Origin of the sequence: Pseudidiomarina sp., assembly GCF_048268165.1 — a bacterium.
GTDB lineage: Bacteria > Pseudomonadota > Gammaproteobacteria > Enterobacterales > Alteromonadaceae > Pseudidiomarina.
Genome location: NZ_JBLWWA010000003.1, coordinates 73,084 through 90,738 on the forward strand (window position 1 = coordinate 73,084; position 17,655 = coordinate 90,738).

12 protein-coding genes are annotated in these 17,655 nt (G+C 48.3%); 5 read left to right on the forward strand and 7 right to left on the reverse strand.

All coding sequences use genetic code 11. The features are described from left to right. The first annotated feature begins 2 nt into the window (after nt 1-2). Entirely contained in the window at nt 3-452 is a 450-nt protein-coding gene (locus ACN0UY_RS08680; protein ID WP_417666278.1) for a methylated-DNA--[protein]-cysteine S-methyltransferase, read from the forward strand. A gap of 2 nt (nt 453-454) precedes the next feature. Here ACN0UY_RS08680 and ACN0UY_RS08685 read toward each other — a convergent pair whose 3' ends face one another. After that, a complete protein-coding gene (locus ACN0UY_RS08685) occupies nt 455-973 on the reverse strand; it encodes a WYL domain-containing protein (protein ID WP_417666279.1) in 519 nt (172 codons plus the stop codon). Nucleotides 974-1,168: 195 nt separating this feature from the next. Here ACN0UY_RS08685 and ACN0UY_RS08690 point away from each other — a divergent pair, with 195 nt between their 5' ends. The 3 genes from ACN0UY_RS08690 to ACN0UY_RS08700 all read left to right on the forward strand — a co-directional run bounded on the left by ACN0UY_RS08690 (nt 1,169) and on the right by ACN0UY_RS08700 (nt 3,448). Further along, nucleotides 1,169-1,429 carry a hypothetical protein gene (locus tag ACN0UY_RS08690; RefSeq protein WP_417666280.1) on the forward strand — a complete coding sequence of 87 codons (261 nt, stop codon included), beginning with the start codon at nt 1,169-1,171 and terminating at the stop codon, nt 1,427-1,429. 107 nt (nt 1,430-1,536) lie between these two features. Beyond that, complete coding sequence (locus tag ACN0UY_RS08695; RefSeq protein ID WP_417666281.1) at nt 1,537-2,418, forward strand: DUF3667 domain-containing protein; 882 nt, start codon at nt 1,537-1,539, stop codon at nt 2,416-2,418. 130 nt (nt 2,419-2,548) lie between these two features. Then, nucleotides 2,549-3,448, forward strand: a complete 900-nt coding sequence (locus ACN0UY_RS08700; RefSeq protein ID WP_417666282.1) for a MaoC/PaaZ C-terminal domain-containing protein — start codon at nt 2,549-2,551, stop codon at nt 3,446-3,448. On the opposite strand, the gene ACN0UY_RS08705 is transcribed toward ACN0UY_RS08700, so the two are convergent. From ACN0UY_RS08705 to recC, 6 genes are all read right to left on the reverse strand, one after another. Further along, entirely contained in the window at nt 3,449-4,729 is a 1,281-nt protein-coding gene (locus tag ACN0UY_RS08705; protein WP_417666283.1) for an NAD(P)/FAD-dependent oxidoreductase, read from the reverse strand. Nucleotides 4,730-4,885: 156 nt separating this feature from the next. After that, a complete protein-coding gene (locus tag ACN0UY_RS08710; RefSeq protein ID WP_417666284.1) occupies nt 4,886-7,411 on the reverse strand; it encodes an acylase in 2,526 nt (841 codons plus the stop codon). A gap of 98 nt (nt 7,412-7,509) precedes the next feature. Next, nucleotides 7,510-7,926 (reverse strand): alternative ribosome rescue aminoacyl-tRNA hydrolase ArfB, encoded by a 417-nt coding sequence (gene arfB, locus ACN0UY_RS08715; protein ID WP_128352810.1) that lies wholly within the window; start codon nt 7,924-7,926, stop codon nt 7,510-7,512. Next, nucleotides 7,919-9,853 (reverse strand): exodeoxyribonuclease V subunit alpha, encoded by a 1,935-nt coding sequence (recD, locus tag ACN0UY_RS08720; RefSeq protein ID WP_417666285.1) that lies wholly within the window; start codon nt 9,851-9,853, stop codon nt 7,919-7,921. Before recD ends, arfB begins: the two co-directional genes overlap by 8 nt. Beyond that, on the reverse strand, nt 9,850-13,473 hold the full coding sequence (gene recB / locus ACN0UY_RS08725; protein ID WP_417666286.1) for an exodeoxyribonuclease V subunit beta: 3,624 nt from the start codon (nt 13,471-13,473) through the stop codon (nt 9,850-9,852). The genes recD and recB overlap by 4 nt, the downstream gene beginning before the upstream one ends. After that, nucleotides 13,470-16,934 carry an exodeoxyribonuclease V subunit gamma gene (gene recC, locus ACN0UY_RS08730; protein WP_417666287.1) on the reverse strand — a complete coding sequence of 1,155 codons (3,465 nt, stop codon included), beginning with the start codon at nt 16,932-16,934 and terminating at the stop codon, nt 13,470-13,472. The genes recB and recC overlap by 4 nt, the downstream gene beginning before the upstream one ends. Nucleotides 16,935-17,098: 164 nt before the next feature. Between recC and ACN0UY_RS08735 the strand changes: the two genes are divergently transcribed. Beyond that, nucleotides 17,099-17,626, forward strand: a complete 528-nt coding sequence (locus ACN0UY_RS08735) for a serine/threonine protein phosphatase (protein WP_417666288.1) — start codon at nt 17,099-17,101, stop codon at nt 17,624-17,626. Nucleotides 17,627-17,655: the final 29 nt, after the last annotated feature.

Below are 17,655 nucleotides of genomic sequence, written 5' to 3' on the forward strand. Positions count from 1 at the left end.
CTATGTTTCAAGATTATTTAGACAGCCCCCTTGGCATTGTCACGATCACAAGCCGTGACGGTGTCAGCATTTGCGATATTTCATTTGCGCAGCCGCAGCAATATCCTTCTTGCTCCATAACAGCAACCGCGCAGCAACAACTTGCAGAATATTTCTCGGGACAGCGCAATCACTTCGACTTACCATTAAATGCGCAAGGGACGGTATTTCAACAGCGAGTCTGGCGGCAGTTGCAAAATGTCGAGTTCGGCAACACCGCAAGTTACGCCGATATTGCGCGCGCTATTGATAACCCCAAAGGCGTGCGTGCAGTTGGTATGGCAAATAGCCGAAATCCTATCGCGATTGTGGTTCCTTGCCACCGCGTTATTGGTGCCAATGGTACGCTGACAGGATATGCCGGAGGCTTGGATAAGAAAGAATGGCTACTACGCCATGAAAGAGCTCTCTGAAGTTAGCACTCGTTGTTATAGCTTGCATGCATTCGCGCTACATGCGTTTCAATTTCTTCGCGTAAGGCTGGGGGCTCAAGAACTTCTGCATGCTCACCACAACTCAGTATCCACGCAACCAAGTCATTACTAATAGGCATGTCTACCGTTAAGTGAAAATGCGACCCGTTATGGTCTATTTTCTGTTCAGGATGCAGTGGATTGTTGACGATCAGGTTGGACAACTTCGCTGCGCACTTCAACCTCACTTTAGCCACGGCGCCGTTGCGCGTGTGTTGTGCCAAATTTAGAAAAGGCAATTGCGGCGCACCCTGCGCAATACTCCAGCCATAGGGCTTCGAGCGTTCATCCGTGGTTAGCGGAAACACTTCAGATAATTCATTCAGATTACGTTGAATGGTGCGAACACTAATTTCTACACCCTTTTCAGATAAACGTTGTTGCAATGTCTTCGCATCAATTTTATGGGGTTGCCTCGGCACGTGCTGCAACATCATAAGGTACCGTAAAACACTCTGCACTGACATGCTCCTTGTCATTGGCGCCAGGGCTCTAGCTTAACCCTAAGTTGCGACACATCATGTCGCAGCATTTCATTTTTGTAAAATTACAGCAAAATAACACTATGCTACATTGTATATTGTCGACACTAGAGCTTTACTTAAACCAATCCGCTCGTCAAACTACTGCCCCAAACCACCTATTAGGAGGTCGTCATGATTCGATTCGTATTGGCTATGGTATTAGCCCTGAGCACAGTAAGTATCGCTGTGGCGCAAGACCAGAACGCAAAAAAGGGTCAGGAAACCGCTGAAAAAGCGAAAGAAAAGGCTGCAGATAAGGACGAACAACGTGAAGCGTTGCGTGCCAAAATGAAGGCCGAAAAGGAAGCTTTACAAAAAGAACGTAATGAACAAAGTGATAAATTGAAAGATAAGCCAAAGAAAAAGAAAGGCGATAACGGTGACAATTTTTAATCGTAGTTAGCTCATCTAATCGCAAAAAATGCCGACATTTATTGTCGGCATTTTTTTTAAACTCAGCTAAACTTAGTCGTTAATTCATTATCTTATGAAGAGATTCTATGACCGACCAAGCTTGGCAAAACCAGAATTGCTTAAATTGCAACGCACCTCTAGAAGGTGAGTTTTGTCACCATTGTGGGCAACACCACCGTGTTTATATACGAAGTATTTTTGCTGTTCTTGGTGATCTCATGGGGGAAATCGGTCATTGGGATTCACGCTTTTATCGCACGTTGCGCGGTCTCTTCCTTAAACCTGGTTTTCTAACACTTGAATTTATGCGCGGCCGTCACGCATCTTATGTGCCGCCGTTACGTTTATATTTCTTCATTTCCTTATTCGCATTCATTGTATTCTCGAGCTTTATTGAAATAGGTTTTACCCCCGAAACAATGAAGGCTGCCGACCCAAATAATCAAATCCAAATAGAGGAAATGCAGGTTGATTTTCCGTTTCTTGACGTAGAACAGCAGAATGCACTCAAGGAGCGCATTAAATACTTGACCGCCAACCCAGACATTTTTGCGCAGCGCCTGACCCAACTTGCACCCCAAATGATGCTGTTAATGCTGCCGTTTTGGGCGCTATTTCTTAAGTTGCTTTATATCTATCGTTCGCATTATTACCTTGAACATTTAACGCTTGCACTGCATACACACGCTTTTATCTTGCTGTCTCTGTTAGGTATAACGTTAGTCACTGAGTTATTCGATTACCTGGCTGTAATAAGCAGCATTGCCTGGTTAGGTGATTTGGGCAGTTGGTTTGATACTGGCTTATTCTTGTGGATATTTGTTTACCTATTATTAACGCAAAAAAACTTTTATCAGCAGTCTTGGCCAGTCACAATTCTGAACTTTATTTTATGTGTATTTGCTTACTTGATGCTGCTATTGACAGCTTTTGTCGGGACCATACTATACAGCCTATTAACAGCTTAAAACCGTTGTGTGGTATGTTCTGTTTAATCACCGCATTGTTATATAATAGCCATCATTTTATGGTATACATAAACACGTAATTGACGATGTACAGTCGACATCGATGCGTTGATTTAAGGATGAAGCTCTAATGCACGTCGAACAACCGGTTAATTTACCGAACCTTCCGGGTATGTTGTTTCGCTCACTGTTTACTGTTGCGCGGAATGAACAAGAACCCGCTGATGCCAATGTTCTGGACGCTGAGTTCAGCGCACCTGCGTTTACGCCTGATCAGTTAAAACGCTATCACGAAGCCTTTGGGGGCTTTGTTAGTGAAGTGCCTATCACGCTCATTTATTGTTTGGCACAACGCGTGCACTTGGCACAAATGCTGGGCGAGCACTTCCCATGGCCCGCACCTGGGTTGGTACATGTAAGCAATCGGGTTGAACGCCATCAAGCCATTGCTGCCGATGTCGATTTTGTTCTCAAAGCGTCCATCAAAATCCCAGCGCGCGGCCCGAAGGTATCAGCGCGTCGATTACGCCCGTTGTTTACTGTTGAGTTTTGGCAAGATAGCGAACGGGTAGCAACCTGCGTAAGTGAATATCAGGTCATGCCAAAGCAGCCGGAAGGCGCCCGCAAACCGCGTGAACAAAAGGTCGCCGAAGCACCCAACAGTGAATGGCTTCGTGTTAATTCGTGGCACATCGAAGCAAAAATTGCACGCGACTACGCGCGGCTGTCCGGTGATTTTAATCCCATTCATTTACATCCATTACTGTCACGCTGGTTTGGCTTTGATCAGCCGATCATTCACGGTATGTATATGTCAGCGCGCGCACAAGCCGAAATTGAACGTGCCGCAGGCAGACCGATTGACCGAATTGATGTGAATTTCAAACGCCCGGTACCTTTGCCAGCCAAAATAGTGCTATGGCAAAAGCCTGAGGCTGATGAAGGGAAAAATGGCGGTCACTACCAAATTTGCGGTGCCGAAGACCACCTCCAGCGTTTAGAAGGCAGCTTCAGCTTCGCCAACGACTGATCATTTCTTCGATTTCAGTCGTTCAACCCCCATAAAGCGCAGTGATACGCGCTCATAGACCGGCTCAGATGTTCCGCGCCGTATTTTGTACATAAAGTACTTTTCAAAAGCTACTTTTGCCCAATGCACCCAGCGGCCACTGCCCGTCCAATTACGATTTCGTGGCGGGTTTTGTGGTACAGCTAAGAATGCCGCACCTGTATTGCCCATATCAGCTAAGCATAATGCGCTGAGCGTTGGCTCAACAAAGTCAGTACCACCGGCTTCAAGTAACTCAATATTACTTACTATAGCGGTCGTCATAGACTCAATCATGAGGCCTGTTTTAGGCGCTCCAACAGGCACCGGGGTAGCTTCAATAGGCGGAATAGCTACGCATACACCCGCTGCAAATATATTTGGATACTTTGGCGAGCGCTGGTGTTTGTCGGTGATCACAAACCCTTTTGGATTACAAAGATCTGGCACCGCAGCAACGGCCGGTGAGCCTTTGAATGGCGGTAAAAACATTGAATGCACATAGTCTAAGTCATGCTGCTTAGCCACCTCACCCTGTTCATTAATCTCATCAAAATGACAATGACCACCGGCAAGTTTTGTCACTTTTGCGTTGCAAATCCATTTAATACCATGCTCACGGAATTTGTGTTCCATTAAACCTTTCGAGTCGCCAACGCCCCCCAATCCCATGTGCCCGATATAAGGTTCAGGCGTTACAAAAGTAATTGGTACCTGATCGCGGATTTTGCGTTTTCTGAGTTCATACTCAAGCGTTAATACGTATTCGTAAGCAGGACCAAAGCAACTTGCGCCCGGCAAGGCCCCAATGACGACAGGACCCGGATTTTCGCAGAGCTTTAGAAAGTCCTGATGCGACGTTACAGCATGGTCGACGGTGCAAATAGACTGTGAACCGCCGACTTCGGGCCCAGCACCTTCAACAGCGGCAAAATCAAGCTTCGGCCCAGTACACAAAACCAGATAGTCATAGTCGTGTTGACTGCCATCATTTAAAGTTAGACGGTTTTCAGCAGCGTGAATTTCTTTAACACCCGCAGGCGAAAACTCAATATCGCGCTTACTAAAAAAATCGCCGATTGGCATCACCACGTCGTCACGCTTGCGCGTACCTAATGCGACCCATGGATTAGAAGGAACAAAATTGAATTCAGCACCTTCGCCAATCACCGTAATTTGTGCCTGTTTGGGGAGTTTTTCGCGCAATTCAAAAGCCACCGAAACACCACCCAGACCAGCACCAACAACTGTCACACGAGCCATTTTAAACTCCTAGAGTTGCATGATTTTTGTCCATTAACTATGAGTCGACAACAGTATTTCGTCAATTACTAAATCAAAAAAATTTACATTTGTCTGTAAACAAAAAAAGGCGGCCTGCAATTCAATCGCAGACCGCCTTAGCTTTCGAGATGCTGTTTATCTTAAACTTGAGCCACTTAAATTAAGTGTGCTAATTGCATTCGCTTCAATATCTTCGTTAGTGAAGTGAAGTGGACGCAACTGCGGTTCTGCTGAGTACAGCATGGTTTGATCAAGCGTATGATCAGAGAGTACATTGCCGCTCTGAGAGTAGGTTAACAAGCCTTCAGCCTGCGGACCTTCATCAGTAAATTCCATCGCGAACATCCAGCTAGAGCCATAAGTGATGTGGTAACCACCGGCTTCTGCACTCAGGTCGCTGCCTGGCAATAATGGATAACGATGGCGTGGTAAGAGCGTACCGTCATTGCCCATATTGCTACGGAATACGTTAAAGCCACCCTCAATATTGTGCGCACCCGCCCAAGGCAGCTTAACACCAGATGCCGTGCCGTTAGGATTGCTGCGCTCAACGAATTGTACGCTGCCTAAAGTTGCAGCAGGGTCAAGGCCTGCATCAACAATGCGTTGCTGCGCCGTAGCCAATTGCTGAAGTACTGTGTTGTTTGCTGCCAATGTATTTGGGGTTGTCGTTGGCAACTCTGGGTCATAGGCTACTTGCCACTGTGGTGCACGATTAAATTCAAATGCGAACTCACGGAACATCATGGCGCCTTGGCTGGCACGATTCATACGCCCGTCCCACAGTGCCAACGCATCACACGCTGGCGTAATCACTACCTGGCTTGAGTCGGGCATATCAACGGGTGTTGCACCCTGGCTTTCACACAAGGTTAGCAGGTCAGCCAACACCGCTTCACCTAAGAAAGTACGGTTGCCAATTAGGCGGTCAACCAAGTCAGCGCGATTGAACCGACCATCGACCGAACCGCCTTCTGCGAGCATTTTTTGACCCAAACGCGAACGCAGTGACTGCTGATTGCCAACTGGTCCCCATAACGGCGAAAGGCCGTCGATAGGTGCTGCAGGGTTGGTTAACCAAAAGCTGTCATTTGAGTTCTGAACAAAGTCCGTGCGCTCAAGCTGTGGTGCCTGTTCGAAAGGTACGGTGCCTTGCGGAATAAATGCACTGTCATCACCAGGGAATATAAATAACTCCGCCTGCTGTGTGAGCGCTTGGTATAACGGGTTTTCGGCCCATTGCGCGAGCGCTTCAGGTAGGATATTCGGCACCGATGAGCCATCGGTAAAGAAGGCATTGCCATCCGCATCAACGGCCATCGCATTGTTAAAGACCGTACCTGTAAAATCCACGAAGGTTTGTTTATAAGCGGCAATATCTTCCGCCATATTCATACCTAACCAATGATCGAATAGGTCATAGTTCGGTAAGTTGGCGTCATGCAAAGCGAATGCAACGTCTTGGCCTGTTTGATCAGTGCCCCATGGCAATGCATTTGGGATAACAATCACTGGACCAAATTCACTGTAGTAACTGGTTTTACGCATGGTGAGAAATGAATCGGGACCCGTCGCAACACGAATATCATGTGTTTTTGTTGTCATCGGTACACTTTCACCGTCCAACAGATAGCTCGTGCCTGTTTCATCTTCAGGGTCAAGCGTTAGGCGATGAATGGTAAAGCGCGAAGCCGTCGAGAATGTGTGTGTCCACGCAACATTTTCATTAAAACCGATGTTAATGATACCCGGCATACCTGATAACGAGCCGCCCACAACTTTTAAGTGGCCTGGCACTTCAATACCAAACTGCCAAAAACGCTGGTTGCCGGTGTGAGGAAAGTGCGGATTGGCAATCAGCATGCCTTTATCGGTAGCACTCAAGTCACTCCCGATTGCCCACCCGTTGGAGCCCGCTTCAGTTGGGTTCGTATCGGGAATGCCAACAGTTGAAGCATCAAAGTTTAATGCCAACGGCTCGCCCGATTCTGAGGTCACGAAGGTTTGATTGTTCGGTACCCCCAAAAACAGTGGCCCGGTAAAGTTTGCCGCACCTGGCAACAACGCAACGCCCTGTGCATAGGTCATTACATCAAGAGGGGTAATGTCTTGAACCCATGGTTGCCCCGCGCAAGCTGGGTCCATATCTGCGGTTTCGGTTTCGTTGATATACTTGTTATAGCCCGCAGCATAACCGGTTAAGAGTGCCTGAGCGTTCTCACTGATTTGCTCAAACCCTACTTCCGCATTAGCACGAATACCTAAGGTCAAGAAACCAAAGTCGGTTAATAGGTTTTCTGAATCACCAGAACCTGGAACTGCATCTGGGCCAAAGTATGAGGCGCGTTGAGAATTGAATTTGACAACTTGGTCAGCCAGTATGCAAAGGTTATCCTGCGCAAATGCAAAGCCAACGCCAAACCCTAAACTTTCCATATTGTCTGCTTTTACATACGGCACACCATAATCCGTATACGTGATATCCGCGCTGAGCTCGCCACTTGGCGCAAAAGCAACTAAGCCGGTTGGTGGTGGCGTGGTCGACCCGCCACCGTCTGGAGGTGTATCACTTGAGCTGTTGCCGCACGCCGCAAGCAGTAAAACACTGCTAGACAACATCAACGATGTCAGCAAGTTACGTTTGAATAAATTATTTTTCATGAGCTTACCTACTTGTTGTTCCTATTTTTATGCTTTGTTGCAAATATGTAAATCAACAGCAGTATGGCTCGAACTGGTCGGAGCTGCAAGCTCAATAATTAATCAACTTTCCCTCTCATCGCTTTGATTGAACTGCGCTTTTTCTTCGAATCCACCCGCCGTTGCTTGGCTGCTTTGGAAGGTTTGGTTGGAATTCTCTTTTTCCGCGTTGCGCCGACACTCTTAACTAATGCGACGAACTGCGCCAAAGCCGACTCGCGATTACTTAATTGGCTTCGTGACTCTTGGCATTTGATAATAATTTTACCGCTTTGAGTTACCCGATGGTCACGCAGCATTAACAGACGTTCTTTATAGAGCTCTGGTAAGGACGACGCGCGAATATCAAAAATTAGCTGGGCTGCCGTCGACACTTTATTCACGTTTTGCCCACCCGCACCCGATGAGCGAATAAATTGCCATTCAACTTCCCGTTCAGGGATAGTCACACGTTGGGAGATCACAATATCAACCATAAGCAAGTCCGCCGCTTCTCTGGATACGTCGTTTTACTGCTTTTAATACCAATTGTGGTTGCGCTGTCACCAAGGTAAAGCGTTCTTTGGCACGCGTGATACCGGTGTACAGTAGCTCTTTGGTTAAAATGGGCACATCGTGCTCTGGCATGATCATGACTGTATGGGTGAACTCCGAGCCTTGCGACTTATGTATGGTCATTGCATAAGCTGTGTCCACCTGCGTCAATCGACTTGGCAGTATCCAACGAATAGCGCCATCGGCGGTTTGAAATGCTACCCGCAACGGATCATTTTCACGCCGTTGAAGCACAATCCCAATGTCCCCGTTGCGCAAGTCCATGCTGTAGTCATTGTGCGTCACCATAACAGGTCTGCCAACGAACCAACCATGCTCAGTAACTTTATCACCGTAAAGCCAATAGGCGACACGTTGATTAAACTGATGCATGCCCCAGTCACCCTCACGTATCGCGGTCAATAACTGAAACTGGGCCAACTGATTTAAAACGTCGGTTGCCCATTGGTCTAGCTGCTGATCATCGTCACCATCAGGTCGAGCCTCAATTAAAGCTTTCAAAGGCGCATACCCTGTCTCGACTAAGTGTTTAATCGATGCATGACCAGGCTGCTGAGTTTGTACCACCTGAATGTTATCAAACTCCGGTTGTTCGGCAGCAATCTCCTTGCTGTTGCGCAGCCAGCTAGCCAACCAGTCGGTATGCTGAACGTTCACATCATGGGCCAACTTACCAATGCCCTTATTCGGGTCAAAGCGACGGCTTTCATGAAACATGGTGGTGTGTTGCAGGTAAGGCCAGAGCTCGCCGCTGGTATCAATTTTGTCATCCGGTAGCGGGAAATTTGACGTGGCATTTAGCCAACTTGCGACTGCCGGCGTGTAATGACCGTTCTCGGCTTGATCACACAGCTGCCCTAAAATTGCGCCAGCTTCTACCGAAGCCAGTTGGTCTTTGTCACCAAGTAAAATAAGCCGAGCGTGGGCGGGCAATGCTCCAACAACAGCTGCCATCATCTCAATATCCACCATGGATGCTTCGTCAATGATTAACACATCGGTGTGTAACGGATTCGTGCGGTTATGCCGAAAACCGCGCGAATTGGGAAGGGTACCCAGTAAACGGTGCAATGTTACCGCTTCAGTGGAAATATTTTTACTCAGGTCGCTGCCCGCGGGTAATGACCCAAGTTCATCGCCAATGGATTCGCTCATTCGTGCGGCAGCTTTTCCCGTTGGCGCGGCAAGCCGTATACGCAACGGTTCTGCTTGTTCACGAAGTTGTTGTAATGTGGCCAATAGACGTACGACCGTATAGGTTTTCCCAGTACCTGGCCCCCCAGTAACAATCGTAAACAGGCTACGCATAGCCATTGCACAGGCATTACGCTGCCAACTTAGTTCGCTCTGGGTGCCAAACAATGCATCTAACACCTGTTTCAGTAGCGCGGTGTCAACGTTTTGTTGCGCGTTCATTCGTTGTACTAAATCGGTTTTAATGCGCTGCTCATAGGTATAATAGCGGCGTAAGTATAGTCGCGTTCCATCCAACACCAAGGGGCTGTTGGGCGTATTTACGGCAGCGCTTTGGCTCAGCAACTGCTGACATTGTTCTAATGAGGTTAAACCGGCAATTCCCGATAATAATTGGGCTGGCTTTTGACATTGATCCAAACTCTCCGGCTGTGCATGATCTGGTGGGAGCGCCAAAGTCGCGTTAGCGTCCCGGTACAATTGGGTCAGATCAAGGCACGGATGCCCCAGCCCCAGTTGATAGCTCACCAAGCCCGCCATGAGTGCGACGGCTTCATTGCTCTCACCAAGTTGGCGTTGCAGCTGTTCTGCCAAACTCACATCAATAGCTCGAATCCATTGGTGTTGGTACCACAGTTGAAGCTCAGAAATCATACCATTGCTCCCTGTGCTACAAACCACTCAGCCAATTGTTCGATAAGTTGGCGTGGTGGTCGATCATAAAAAGCACCGGCATTGGGTGCCTCTATACCACGCAAGAATAAATACACAGCGCCGCCCACATGGGTATCATAATCATACGCTGCACCTAAGCGAGACTGTAATAACTTGTGCAATGCCACCAAATAAATCACATACTGCAAATCATAGCGGCTGCTGAGTATTTTATCGCGCATGGCGGCGTTCGTGTAAGCGGCTAAATCAGCACCTAAGTAGTTCGACTTATAATCTGCAACGTAATAACGACCATTATGTTCAAAAACAAGATCAATAAACCCCTTGAGCATTCCGTTGAGTTGCATCGGTAACACTTTCGGCCGATCCAACTCGGGCAATACGTATTGCCGAACAAGCAGGTCAAGCTGCTGGGCATCAATCTTATGGGCTGGAAACCAAAATTCCGGCTCCGCATGGTAATTCTTCAGGTCAGCCAAACAAATACTCTCGTCAGCAACTGCTAGCGGCGTTGTTAACATCGCCTGCAACCACCCCGTTAACACCGCTTGATGCGGCTCCCACGGTGCAAGTTGCGCGCGTTCATGCACAAAGGCGTCGGCCAATGCGGGTTGCTTCGCAAGCGCTGCAAAACCTTCTTCGGCGGCATCTTCTAACAGATTGTGCAAATAAGTACCGGCTTCAGCGCCCTTCGGAAAGCTATGAATGGTATTTTGCAACGGCGCAGCTTGCGGTTGCGGTGTTGTGTCACGTTGCTCTTCAAGTGCATTTTCGCTATCAGCATCATCAGCAGCGACCCAGTCACCATATTTTAGTGCGCTATAGCTTGCTACCCACCACGGCTCAAATCGATGCTCAGCTGGCATTGTGCAGTATTGAATAGCCACAGCATCCGACGACTCTGGACAATATTTTGTGACAGCCACGTCGTCTGCTACAACAGAAACCGAACAATTATCTGGTGGCGTCCACTGAGCCAAATCAAGCTGGTTGCCAGCACTCAATAAATAATTTAGCGCAGTGTCTGCCAACGTTTTAAAGGGTGCCAAGCCAATAAAGGTGGCGAATTGAGCGCGCGTTACCGCCACATATAACTTTCGAATATCTTCTTCAAGGCGTTCTTGGTCAAGTTTTGCTGCTACTGCATCATCACCTTTATCCAATGCAACTTTAATGCTGCCATCCGCGTCATGATAAACCGCTGGGTACCTGACCCGTTTGTCCAACGTTTTGGTGCAGGCAATAAACGGCAAGAATACCAGCGGGTACTGCAGCCCTTTTGACTTGTGGATGGTAATCACCTGCACCAATTGGCTATCACTTTCGAGTCGAACTTGCTGCTCTTTCGCGTCGGTACTGCTATTCCCTTCATGCGCCAGCTCAATATGCTCCGCCAGATAGCGCAGCAGCCCCGCCATCCCCTCACTTACAGCGGCATGCTGCTGCAATAATTCTGCCATATGCAACAAGTCGGTTAATTGCCTTTCGCCGTCTGCAACACACAACAAACGTGCTGGCACATCGTAGTCGTGTAACATGCGTTGAATCATTGCTAACACACCGTGCTGTTGCCAGCGATGGTGATAATCCAACACCTGCTCAGCAAAACCGTCCCATTTCAATTCGTCATTCAAGACCGCATCGATGTCGTGCAATGATAAACCCAGCAAACGGCTCACCAACGCGGCACGCAACAAGCTCGGATCGCGTGGCTGTGCGCATGCTTGCAAAATACGAAGTAACTCAACCGCCTGTGAACTGGCAAATACGGAATCGCGGTCGGACAAATACACACTTTGAATTTCGCGCGCGCGCAAAGCCGCGCGAATTACTTTGGCTTCGGTACCGCTATTTACCAATATTGCTATGTCACTTGGTTGAATTGGCGTGAGTTCACCATTGTATTCAAAGCCCGCATCCGGATTATTCAGTAGCTGCGCAATTTGCTCAGCTTGATGCTCAGCCAAAATTGAATTTAGCGAATAGTTATCAACTTTCTTATCGGTAGTGTAGCAATCAAACTGCATGGCAGATGGCACGTCACCATTGACACTGAAGCGGCTTTTTAAACCATTTGCTTGAACTGGTATAAAAGGTAGAGGGTCATTCCCCGTGTCTAAATCTCGAAAATAGAACGCTCCGCGAGGCGTGTCTTTCGCCTGTAAAAACAAGCTATTACTGGCCGCTACCATGGATGCTGTCGAACGGTAATTGGTGGCCAGTGTATAGTGGCGGCCCGTGGTTGCTAAACGGGCTTTTAAATACGTATGAATGTCCGCATTGCGAAAGGAGTAAATCGCCTGTTTCGGATCACCAATTAAAAATATACCTGTATCAGAATAGGTTTTCTCAATGTTGTATACCTTGTCAAAAATTGCATACTGCACGGGGTCTGTGTCTTGAAATTCATCCACCATTGCAATCGGGAATTGGCTTCGAATAGTGTCTGCTAAGGCATCCCCAAACTCTCCATGCAGAGCAAAACGCAACCGCGTCAACATATCATCAAAGCCCATTTCACCGCGTTGCTGCTGGATAAAAGCAAAACGTTGTTGCATCCACTTTGCAGCGTGTTGCAGTAAACCTGCGCGCGGCTTGGGCAAACCATCCACGGCACCTTTTAAGGCCGCGAGCTTATCCCATAATGGATGCGCGGGTAGGTCGGTCTTTAATGAATTATGCTGCAAATCGTCAGCCGTTAGTTTTTGCCAGCCCGACACGGGATCTAAAGGCGGCAATAAATCCGCATCTGGTGAAGAAATCGTGAGCGCCCAATCCCGTATCTGAGCAAACCATTTCTGCACGGAATCTGCCCGCAGTTTATTCCCATTAACCAGTTTTTGCGTACGCAATTCATGCAGCATTTGCTCACATTCATCGGCCCATTGCGCCCAAGGATACTGATTAAATTGTTCACGCACCTGTTGCTCAGCGCCAAGCTGTTGGTGCAACAGTTCAGTCGGCGCTAGCAACGTCGCTGACTGCCCTTGATTCAAAATTGAACGTACTGCTTGAAACAGTCGTTGGGGATCACTGAACTCTGCGGTTATTAACCGATAATGAGGTAATTCGTGATCAGCCAATGGGCTCACATAAGTTCGCCAATAATCTTCACTGACGAGCTCCCACAACGCTTGGGTGTCGGTATTTAACTGTTGTGTAAATAAGCTGCCACTGGCAAACGCATGTTCACGTAGCATGCGGTTACACCAACCATGAATGGTGTGCACCGCTGCTTCGTCCATTGCTTGTGCAGCCAAATCCAAAACGCGACCATGTTGCGTATGCTCAGCAACGGGAAATTCAGCTTTCAATTTACGCAAAAATGCATCGCTTGCTTCTATATCGCCGCGGAAGAAAGCTGCAGCTTCACTTAAGTTCGCGCGGATACGATTGCGCAGCTCTTCAGTTGCGGCGTCGGTAAACGTCACCACCAAAATTTCGTCAGGGGTGTAACGACGGCCGGTTCCGTGCCCTAACACCAAACGTAAATACAAAGCGGCAATGGTATAGGTTTTACCGGTACCGGCGCTGGCCTCAATTAAACGACTGTCGTACAGCGGAAACGTAAGTGGTTGCAGCGTATTAATTGTTGTCATAGGGCCGCCTCGTTACTCACCGAGCTCGACAACAGTGCTTGCATCATTGGCTGATACAACGCTTGCGCCAACTCATTGAAGCGTTCGCTTTGTGTTAGACACTGATAGCTAGGAAAATACCGTGCGGTATACACCGCACGCAGTATCTGCGCGGTATGATTCTGTGTGCTTTCTTCATAGAACGTTTGCGCTTTGGGGTGAACAGCATTTACTTGCTCAAAGTCGAACGATGTTGACCAATCTTTATGGTTTTCCTTGATGCCCGCAAAAGCGGTTTCAAGCTCCATAGGTAATGGCTCTTGCAACCCGATAGCGACATAGCGCATGAGTTTATCCAAAAGATACTGAGCGTCTGCTTTTGGCATTGCTGCAAAAGCTATGACGCCCTCGCGTCCCAATATTTTACTATGGGTGGCGTGGTGGCTATTTAGTAATAAATGCTCAACCCAAATTTGCACGGCATATTTAGGCCGAGGTTTATAGCTTTTAACCTTATTATCCACTACCACAGACGGCGTAACATGCAGCCAAAGCCAGTCACCTGTTGCGCTTTGTTGTAGGTTCGAAAACGTTGCTTCTACCATCAAACCGGATTCAAAGTCCCGCTGAATTTGCACACTACCCACGGCCTCAGGGTAGTCTGCAAATAGCTCTTCCGCACGCTCTAACAATCCGGTCGTGTCGTCATAAAGCGCTTGCTTCATGGCAATGCCCGCCGCCCCCTGCGGTATTTCGCCAGCACGCTGAAAACGCTCTAACATTGCTGCAATGGTCGCAGCGGCAGCACCTACGTCATGGCCCGCGCGCAAACTTTGTATTGCCTGCTCGAGGGTTGGCTGCAATAGCTGCCAACGTTCGAGGTTATCAAGTGTGAATCGTTCTTCGTCACGCAAGTTCATGGTTCGATCACTGAGGTAGGTGTTGAAACGAACTTGCGTGAATAGCTTTGCCGGCTCCTTCATAAAATCGGCCAGCTGCTTCACCGTCAGCGCACGCGAAGGCGTCCATAGCGGCAGCGCTGCAGCATTCTCGGTCGTTTTTGCAACCTGGTGATGCACTAAATGCCATTCATCCGCATAGGTAAACAACCCTTGAGATATCGGTTTTGCAGCCGAAAAATAGGCATTGTTAAACGGTTGCAAGCGGTGCTCTAACACCCATGGTTTACCATTGCGGCGCGCGCCATAGGTATGTTGAATATGTTCCAGCAATTGACTCACCAGCACCGACGGCGGCTTTTCGCTGTTATCGCGAATATTACGGCCTTGCCAACTGATATAAAGGCAATCTTGCGCTGACAGGATGGCTTCTAAAAATAAATAGCGGTCATCTTCTCTGCGGGAACGATCGCCGGGCCGATAGTCGTGCGCCATCAAGTCAAAATCAAACGGCTTTTGCGTGCGCGGGTAATCACCGTCATTCATTCCCAATAGGCACACACACTTGAATGGAATCGCACGCATTGGCATCAAGGTGGCGAAATTAACGCTGCCTGCCAAAAACCGTTGGTTCAGTGTTGGTTCATCCACGCTGCTCAGCCAGCTTTCGAGCACCACAGCCAACGAAATTGGGGTATCAAGCTGAGCACTTTGCGTTGCCTCCAGCCATTGCTGCAAGCGCTGCTGCAGGCGATTCATTAATACCACGTCGGCATCTATTTCAGGAGCAAATAGCCGCGACAAAAGTGCGTTCAGATACGTGGCCCATTGCTGCGGCGTATACGCTTGGCTTGCATGTTCAAAATGATCAGTTAGCACTTGCACAAATTGCTGTAGCGCACCCACAATATCGGCGTCTAGCCCGCCGACATCGACGAGCGGCTCAATCTCTTGCCAGGCTGAATCCAACGACTCCACATCCCCAGTTGCGTATCCGAGTACCATGCGTTGCAGGCCAAAAAGCCACGTATTGGGGTGTGTTTCGGGTAACTGCAAGTGACGGCGGTGGTGCTCATCAAGTGCCCAGCGCACACCCGCTGCATCAATCCAATGTTGCAATGTTGCCAATTGGGAGGGTTGCATCGCAAAACGATTTTGAATTGCGTTAACTTGTAACAAATCAAAAACTTCACTCGCGTTGGCGCGCTGTTGCCCTATAGTGAGAACGTATTCCAACGCAATCAGCATCGGGTGTTGATGGCGCGCACCTTGGTCAGCCAAGCTGTAGGGAATATATCTTGGGTCGCTGCGTTCTACACGACCGAACACCGCTTCGATATGCGGCGCATAGCGATCAATATCAGGCACCATAACCATCACATCACGCGGTTTTAAATCGGGGTTTTGCGCAAACTGCGCTAATAATTGGTCATGCAATACTTCCACTTCACGTTGCGGACTATGTGCACTATGGAACTGCAGTGCTTCATCGTGCAGTTGAATATCTGCCCACTGTTGCTTGGCATCGACCGTTGCATTGAGCTGCAAGATATCAAAACGTAATGCTTCAAGCACACTGGGTTCTGATGATAGCTCTTGCTCGAACATATCCAGCTTTAAGGTTGGAAACTCGCCACGTAGCTGTTCGGTTTCATCAAACTGATCAAGTAACCGAATATAGTCGCGCCCCTGTTTACCCCATGATGCTAATAATGGATGACTGTTTGCATGTAAATCAGCCGGACTAAGCTCCGTCTGGTGGCGACTCTGGCGCCGTGACTTTATGTGCTGCTGGTAGATATCCCGACCATCAATAATATCCGCCCAATAATATTGGCAAGGGTTATGCACACATAGCACCACCTGCGTAAAACGACTCAGTGCCTGCAGAACTTCTAAAGTTTGTTTGGGTAAGCTTGAAATACCGAATACCACCACCCGTTGTGGAATCTTCGAGGGCCGCGTCGTAACAGTCAATTGCTGGCATTGGTCGACGAATTGTTCATGCAAGTAAGCGCGGTTGTTCCAACGCGAGTCGCCAACATCCGCCAACAGATAACGCCATAACAATGGTTGCCAGTGCTGCGCCTCGGGCACCGTGCTGAAGTCACCTTCAGCCCAAGCACTTAACCAATCGGCCCGATATATTTGATATTGATCGTACAAATCAGCAAGCCGCTCGCTTAGCTGAAAACATTTACGTTGGTCGGTATCATCGGCCATGTAACGCCGTAATGGCTCAAATTCCGGTTCATTGAGGTGTGCGGGTAATACACGCAAAATACGCCAAGTGAGTCGGTCTTTGTCGAACGGCGAATGGCGCGGTAAGTCATCACCCAGCACTGCGCGGTATGCTTGCCATTGAAATCGTGCTGGCAAGGTGACATCAACCATCGCCGCTATTCCCAACCCAGCGGCTAAGTGTTGTTTTAACCACTGCGCAATGCCATTGGACTGCACTAAAATGGTTTCAGTTGCCAGCGGCGCGAGCGGATACTGTTTGCTAATCGATACCACAAGGTCGGTTAAGTCCTGTAACCGATGGCTGTGGGCAACTATGAATCCTGGGGTAAGCGCGCTCATGACTGTTCCTCTGCATGTCTAGTTCTCATCCTAACGAAATACCGCAGCTTAAACCAGCGGATTACACCAATCTCCGTCGCGTATAGTGATATTGTGAACTGTCCAATTTTATCTATAGTAACAAGCACATTCATTGCATTAGAAAACCAAACAAGGAGTCACCGATGCGCGCGTTATCTCGCTTATTTCTAATTGTATTTGCGGCACTAGCACTCACTGCCTGTGATGCAGAACCAACGGTTAATCGCATTCCCATGGATGTTGCTGATGTACCCAATATCCACCATCCAACAGCGCAACATTTTACTTCAGGTAAACCCACGAAAGAGGACCTTATCAAGCTTAAAGATCAGGGGGTAACAGCCGTAATTAATTTACTTACTGATGCAGACATAGGCAACGATGATGAAGCCGGTTGGGCACAAGAACTTAACCTAGATTATTATCGTGTTCCTGTCGCTGGCAGTGCTGACTTAACCCGCGAAAATGTTGCCGAATTTGATCGTCTGTTAGCACTTACCGCGAACGAAACAGTACTTTTACATTGTTCTAGCAGCAACCGCGTGGGTGCCATGATGGCATTGCGTGCTGCATGGCACCAAGACGCGAACACCGAAGATGCGCTCGCAATCGGCCGAGAATATGGTTTAAAAGGCTTACAAACACACGTGGAAAAGCTGCTCAACGAATAAAGTTATGCTAAAATTCGTGCGCAATTTTT